The following is a 6,669-nucleotide window of genomic DNA, read 5'->3' on the forward strand; positions in this document are numbered from 1 at the left end:
GCGCGGCGGGCGGGCGAGCTGCGGGCGCGGCGGCACGTAGGGGCCGTTCGCGACCGGGGCGGGCTCCTGGGCCTGGACCGGGGCCGGCGGCTCGTAGGCCGGGACGGCGGCGCGGGCCGGGGCCTGGGTCAGCACGACGTCGTGGTGGTGCAGGGCCGGGGCCGGCTCGGCGCGCATCGGCTCCGGCGCGGCCGGCTCGGACAGCATCGCCCGCGGCGACGCGTTCGGGGCCAGCAGCGGCTCGGGAGAAGCCATGCGGGGCGCCGTCTGATGCGCGGTCTGATGCACCGGCTGATGCGTCGAGGCGGGGCTGAGCGCGGCGGAGGCGCGGGCGCGGGCCTCGGAGCGCAGGCGCTCGGCGACCTCGGCGATGCGCTGCTCGGTCTGGGCGATCTCCGGGTTGTTCGGGGAATCGGCCGAGATCAGCGCCGGCTCGATGCCGGTGGCGACGACCGACACGCGGATGATGCCGTCGAGGCTCTCGTCGAAGGTGGCGCCGAGGATGATGTTGGCGTCGGAATCGACCTCCTCGCGGATGCGGGTGGCGGCCTCGTCGAGTTCGTAGAGGGTGAGGTCCGAGCCGCCGGTGATCGAGATCAGCAGGCCGCGGGCGCCCTTCATCGAGACGTCGTCGAGGAGCGGGTTGGCGATGGCGGCCTCCGCGGCGCGGTTGGCGCGGTTCTCGCCGGACGCCTCGCCGGTGCCCATCATCGCCTTGCCCATGCCGCGCATGATCGCGCGCACGTCGGCGAAGTCGAGGTTGATCAGGCCTTCCTTGACCATCAGGTCGGTGATGCAGGCGACGCCCGAGTAGAGCACCTGGTCGGCCATCGCGAAGGCGTCGGCGAAGGTGGTCTTCTCGTTGGCGACCCGGAACAGGTTCTGGTTCGGGATGACGATCAGGGTGTCGACCGCCGCCTGGAGCTCCTGGATGCCGGCCTCGGCCGTGCGCATCCGGCGCATGCCCTCGAACTGGAAGGGCTTCGTGACGACGCCGACCGTCAGGATGCCCATGTCACGCGCCGCGCGGGCGATGACGGGCGCCGCGCCGGTGCCGGTGCCGCCGCCCATGCCGGCGGTGATAAATGCCATGTGCGCGCCCGAGAGCTGGTCGCGGATCTCGTCGATGACCTCCTCGGCCGCCGCCGAGCCGACCTCGGGGTGCGAGCCGGCGCCGAGGCCCTGCGTCACGCCGATGCCCATCTGGATCACGCGCTCGGCCTTCGAGGAGGTCAGCGCCTGGGCGTCGGTGTTGGCCACGACGAACTCGCAGCCGAGCAGGCCCGACTCGATCATGTTGTTGACGGCGTTGCCGCCCGCGCCGCCGACGCCGAAGACGGTGATGCGGGGCTTGAGTTCCCGGATGTCCGGAGCCTGAAGAGAGATGGCCATGTGGTCGAACCCTTCGTGACTTTCGATTGCCTGAACGACGCCTTGTGACGCCTGCCCTGTCTTGCTTGTCCCGCGCTGGCGACTCTGCCGTGCGGGTCGTCCTTCAGAAACTTTCCCGGATCCAGCGACCGACCCGCGAGAAGTATCCGTCCGTTCCCGTGCCGGCGAAGGCGCCCTGCCCCCGCGGCTCGAAATGCTCCGCATGCGCCACCTGCGGGTAGACCAGCAGGCCGACCGAGGCCGAGAAGGCGGGCCCCTTGGCGGCTTCGGGCAGGCCGCGGATGCCGAGCGGGCGCCCGATCCGGACCTGTCCCTGAAGGATGCGGCGGGCCGTCTCCGGCAGGCCGACGAGCTGGCTCGCCCCGCCCGTGAGCACCACCCGGCGCCCGGCCTGGGCGCCGAAGCCGGCGTTGCGCAGGCGGTCGCGCACGAGTTCGAGAACCTCCTCGACCCGCGGCTTGACGATGCGCACGAGCTGCGAGCGCGGCACGTGGCCGGGCGCCTCGCCCTCGTCCTCGCCGACGCCGTGGACGGCGATCATGTCCCGCTCGTCGGAGGCCGTGGCGATGGCCGAGCCGTAGAGCGTCTTCAGCCGCTCGGCGACGGAGACGCGGGTGGAGAGGCCGCGGGCGATGTCCATGGTGACGTGGTGGCCGCCGACGGCGACCGCGTCGCAATGGACGAGGTGCCCGCCCATGAAGACGCCGACGCTGGTGGTGCCGCCGCCCATGTCGACGACGGCGCAGCCGAGTTCCGCCTCGTCGTCCACCAGCGCCGAGAGGCCGGCGGCGTAGGGGGTGGCGATCACCGCATCGACGCCGAGATGGCAGTGCTCCACCGCCAACATCAGGTTGCGCGCGGCGGCCGCCTCCGCGGTGACGACGTGGAGATCGACACCCAGCGCGCTGCCGATCATGCCCGAGGGATCGATCACCGCGCCCTGGCCGTCCAGCGCGTAGCCGGTCGGCAGGGCGTGCAGGACGGCGCGGCCGGGGCTGACGCCGTGGGCGCTCGCGGTCTCCAGAACGCGCTCGACGTCGGCGCCGGTGACGGTGCCGGAGCGGACGTTCACCCGCGCCTCGAAATGCTGCGAGGCGATGCGCCCGCCGGAGATGTTGACGATGACCGACTGGACCTCGGCCTTGGCCATCCGCTCGGCGGCGTGGACCGCCTGACGGATCGCGCCCTCGGCGGCCTCCAGATCGACGATGGCGCCGCCCTTCAGCCCGAGCGAGCGCTGATGGCCGATGCCGATGATGCGGGCGAGATGCGTGCGGCCGCGCAGGGTCGACATCGCCTCGGCCGGCTGCAGCTCGGCGATGAGGCAGACGACCTTGCTGGTGCCGATGTCGAGAACCGACATCGTCGCGCTCCGGCGGGCGGAGAGCGGCTTCAGGCGCGGCGTGAGGCCGTGGTGGGTCTGCATCGGACGCTACTCGGCGGATACGCGAGAGGACACGCGAAAAGACACGGGGTAGAGGGCGGCGGCGGGACGGGCGGCATTCATGTCGCCGTCCCCTTCTTCGGCTTCTTGCGGCTCTCGGCCCGGGCGGCCGCGGCCTCCTCGGTCAGCCGCACCACCACCCGGTCGGCCATGCGCAGGTCGACGGCGATGATGTCCTTCTCCAGAATCCTGCTGTCCCGCTCCAGGCGGACCAGGCGGGCCAGCGCCTCGGCGGGATCGGTCTCGGGCAGGCGGATGTCGACGCCGTCGAGCTTGAGCGTCCAGCGCCGGCCGGAGACGTAGGTGCCGGCGCGGATGCGCGAACCCAGCGGTCCGGCCGCCTCGATCAGGTCGAGATATTCCTTGAGGCGCTCGTTGGCGCCGGCGCCGACGACGAGGGGCAGGTTGACGTAGCGCTCGTCGCGCAGGTCGTCGATCACCTTGCCGTCGGCGGCGATCACCTGGATCTCGCCGTTCTGCTGCCACAGGGCGGCGGGCTCCCGCTCGACCTGGTTGATGACGATCTCGTTGGGGTAGAGCTTGCGCACGGAGGCGCTGGCGATCAGCTTCTCGGCCAGCAGGCGCTCTCGCACCGCATCGACGTCGAGGAACGGCACGGAGGAGCGCCAGTCGATGCTGGCGGTGCTCAGCACCTCCCGCTCGTACATCCGCGACAGGCCGGTGATGGTCACCCGCTCGACGCCGAAGCCGGCGAGCCGGGCGAGGATGTCGAGGGGACGGCCGTTCTCGGCGACGAAGCCGTCGTAGCGTCCGCTCATGACGAAGCCAGCGAGCGCGACGGTGCCGGCGAGGCCCGCGACCAGCGCGGTGCCGGCGAGCCGCGGCACCCGCGCCTCGATCGGCACCGCCGGCCGGAGCCGGCGCGCCGACGAGAACCGCCTGAGGATCCTCGGAAGCCGGAGGCCCGCGAGGAATCCGCCGCCGCCGGGCGTGCCGGCGGCGTTCAGCGGTTGAGAGAAGCGTCCTCCACCATCCATCGGACGAGTTCACCGAAACTCAGGCCTGCATGGGCCGCGATCTCCGGCACAAGGCTCGTCTGGGTCATCCCTGGCTGCGTGTTGACTTCGAGGACGACGAGGGCGCCGGTTCCCCCCGGCGTGTCGTCGTAACGAAGGTCGGCACGGCTGACGCCACGGCATCCCAGTGCTTGATGCGCCGTTAACGCCAACTCTTGGACACGCTGGTAAACATTTAGTTTAAGATCCGCCGGAAGGACGTGAATCGACCCCCCTCCCGCGTACTTCGCATCGAAGTCGTACCACTCCCCCGAGACGGGCTTGATCTCGGTCACCCCGAGCGCCCGGTCGCCCATCACCGCGCAGGTCAGCTCGCGGCCGGCAACGTAAGTCTCTGCAAGGACTTCCTCGCCGTAGACCCACTCGTCGGAGGCGAGGATCTGGGGCGGGTGGGAGCGCTCCTCGCGGACGATGATGACCCCCATGGAGGAGCCCTCGGCGATCGGCTTCACGACGTAGGGAGGGGTTAACGGGTGTGACTTCGCCGCATCATGACGGTTAACGACGCGGCCCTCCGGAACGCTGACTCCGGCCGCGCGCATGACCGTTTTGGCACGCTCCTTGTGCATGGCGAGCGCCGAGGCGAGCACGCCGGAATGGGTGTAGGGGATCTTCAGGATCTCCAGGAGGCCTTGGATCGTGCCGTCCTCGCCCGCCGGCCCGTGCAGGGCGTTCAGCGCCGCGTCGGGTCTCAGGTCGGTCAGCACGGAGGCGATGTCGGGTCCCACATCGACGCGGGTGACGCGGTAGCCCTCGCCTTCGAGCGCGTCGGCGCAGGCATTGCCGGAGCGAAGCGAGATCTCCCGCTCGGAGGACCAGCCGCCCATCAGGACGGCGACGTGCTTGGACATCGGATGCGAGCCTTTCAGGGCTGGTTCGGCGTCTCGGACGCCCGGTGAGGCGGGAGGAGCATTCAGGCATCCTCGCCGAGGACGCGTAGGCCGCGCATGGCTACGCCGTCCTCGACGGTGATGCCGTGCCGCCGGAGCCCGGCGAAGAACGTCGAGAAATCGGGACGGCGGAAGGCGATGGTGCCGGGCCGCTCGAGCGACGTCGCGTCGAACAGCACCACCGATGGCTCGGGGGCGGCATCCGCGTAGTCGAGGCAGAGCCAAAGGTCGGAACCGTGATTGCTGATCGGGATCATGCGGTCGATCCCCGGCAGAGCGGCCCGCCAGGATTCGTCCTCGCCGCCGAAATCGATCCCGTCGCTGATCGCGCCGAGGGTTTCCAGCCGGTCCAGGGCGGTCAGGCCGAAGCCCGGCAGCACCGTCCGCCAGAATTCGGAGGCCTCGCCGACCGCCTCGTCCCCTGCGAACCGCAGGGGCGCGTCGGGGATATCGGTGGCGAGGAAGAAGTCCGTCGGGCCGCCGTTGCGGAGCCGGTAGAGCGCCTGGAGCGTCGCGGGCAGGCTCAGCCCGAGGCGGGTCTCCACGGCGCGGATCGCCGCCTCCGACTCGACCGCCCAACCCGCGACCGGTGCGGCCCCTTCGAAGAACGCCTCGACCGTCGGGGGCTCGGGATCGATTTCGAGCAGCGGCTCGGGCTGCGGGGTGAGGTCCCGGATGGAGACGAAGCGCTCGGTCAGACGGTCATGCGCCGCCCCACAGCGAAGCCGCAGGGCGGTGTAGGTCTCGTCGGAGAGATGGGCACCCGGTTGAGCGGCGTCCCATTCGCGGTTGAGCCGGTCCCGCAGGCGCAGGATGTCGCCGCCCGTCCGCGCCGCGTCGGCACCCGCGGCGACGTCGTCGATGAGCCTGCCGAGATGCTCTGCGACGGCTGAGGGGTCGGTTCGATCCATGGGCGATCCTTCCTCCGGTCTCGACGCGGGCGATCCGTCAGGCGGGCGACGCCTCGACGCCGATCCGCTTGATCTCCCAGTGCAGCTCGAAACCCGAGTGATCGCGCACCCGGCGCCGAACCTCCTCGCCGAGCCCTTCGATGTCGGCCGCGGTGGCGCCGCCGCGATTGATCAGGAAGTTGCAGTGCATCTCCGAGACCTGGGCGCCGCCCATGGTCAGCCCGCGGCAGCCGGCGGCGTCGATGAGCTGCCACGCCTTGCCGCCCTCCGGGTTCTTGAAGGTCGAGCCGCCGGTCCGCTCGCGGATCGGTTGCGCCGCCTCGCGGGCGGCGGTGACGCGCTCCATCTCCGCCTCGATCTCTTCGCGGTCTCCCGGCCGGCCGTGGAAGGTCGCACCGGTGAAGATCACGTCCTCGGGCGCCGAGGAATGGCGATAGCGAAAGCCCATCTCGGCATGGGTGAAACGGCGGACCTCGCCCTTTCGGTCGATGCCGCGCACCTCCACCAGCACGTCGGTGGTCTCGCCGCCATGCGCTCCGGCGTTCATGCGCAGCGCGCCGCCGACGGAGCCGGGAATGCCGCGGAAGAAGGCGAGCCCGGCGAGGGAGGCTTCCGCCGCCGCCTTGGCAAGCCGCATGTCCGGTACGGCGGTCCCGGCGCGGATGGTCTCCGCATCGATCTCGACCGAGCCGAACGCCTTGCCGCCGAGCCGGATCGTCACCCCGGGAATGCCGCCGTCGCGCACGATCAGGTTCGAGCCGAGACCGATCACCGTGACCGGCACGGATGGGTCGAGGGCGGCGAGGAATTGCGAAAGGTCTTCCTCGTCGGCCGGGCTGAACAGAACCTGCGCCGGCCCGCCGACGCGGAACCATGTGAGGTCGGCGAGCGACTGGTTTTCGAGGAGCCGGCCGCGGAGGTTCGGCGCGGCGGCGCGGATGTTTTCGATCAGATCGGGAAAGGCGGTCATCCAGGATCTCCCCCTCTCCCCGCAC

The 6,669-nt window shown here is 71.0% G+C and carries 6 protein-coding genes; all 6 read right to left on the reverse strand.

Annotated elements, in window-relative coordinates:
- Positions 1-1,392 (reverse strand): cell division protein FtsZ (gene ftsZ, locus MFF42_RS20675; RefSeq protein ID WP_238257428.1); only part of this gene is annotated, 1,392 nt, incomplete at its 3' end.
- A 103-nt stretch (positions 1,393-1,495) separates the two neighbouring features.
- On the reverse strand, positions 1,496-2,818 hold the full coding sequence (gene ftsA / locus MFF42_RS20680; protein WP_238257429.1) for a cell division protein FtsA: 1,323 nt from the start codon (positions 2,816-2,818) through the stop codon (positions 1,496-1,498).
- 77 nt (positions 2,819-2,895) lie between these two features.
- Positions 2,896-3,834, reverse strand: coding sequence for a cell division protein FtsQ/DivIB (locus MFF42_RS20685; RefSeq protein ID WP_238257430.1), 939 nt, complete (start codon positions 3,832-3,834; stop codon positions 2,896-2,898).
- A complete protein-coding gene (locus MFF42_RS20690; protein WP_238257431.1) occupies positions 3,801-4,724 on the reverse strand; it encodes a D-alanine--D-alanine ligase in 924 nt (307 codons plus the stop codon). The genes MFF42_RS20685 and MFF42_RS20690 overlap by 34 nt, the downstream gene beginning before the upstream one ends.
- A 62-nt stretch (positions 4,725-4,786) precedes the next feature.
- On the reverse strand, positions 4,787-5,674 hold the full coding sequence (locus MFF42_RS20695) for an SMI1/KNR4 family protein (RefSeq protein ID WP_238257432.1): 888 nt from the start codon (positions 5,672-5,674) through the stop codon (positions 4,787-4,789).
- A 37-nt stretch (positions 5,675-5,711) separates the two neighbouring features.
- On the reverse strand, positions 5,712-6,644 hold the full coding sequence (murB, locus tag MFF42_RS20700; protein WP_238257433.1) for a UDP-N-acetylmuramate dehydrogenase: 933 nt from the start codon (positions 6,642-6,644) through the stop codon (positions 5,712-5,714).
- Positions 6,645-6,669: the final 25 nt, after the last annotated feature.

Source organism: Methylorubrum podarium, from assembly GCF_022179745.1.
Lineage (GTDB): Bacteria > Pseudomonadota > Alphaproteobacteria > Rhizobiales > Beijerinckiaceae > Methylobacterium > Methylobacterium podarium.

What these genes read in the sequence shown, in the direction of transcription:
- ftsA (WP_238257429.1), bottom strand. Translation starts at nt 2,818, where the DNA reads ATGCAGACCCACCACGGCCTCACGCCGCGCCTGAAGCCGCTCTCCGCC.
- MFF42_RS20685 (WP_238257430.1), bottom strand. Translation starts at nt 3,834, where the DNA reads ATGGATGGTGGAGGACGCTTCTCTCAACCGCTGAACGCCGCCGGCACG.
- MFF42_RS20690 (WP_238257431.1), bottom strand. Translation starts at nt 4,724, where the DNA reads ATGTCCAAGCACGTCGCCGTCCTGATGGGCGGCTGGTCCTCCGAGCGG.
- MFF42_RS20695 (WP_238257432.1), bottom strand. Translation starts at nt 5,674, where the DNA reads ATGGATCGAACCGACCCCTCAGCCGTCGCAGAGCATCTCGGCAGGCTC.
- murB (WP_238257433.1), bottom strand. Translation starts at nt 6,644, where the DNA reads ATGACCGCCTTTCCCGATCTGATCGAAAACATCCGCGCCGCCGCGCCG.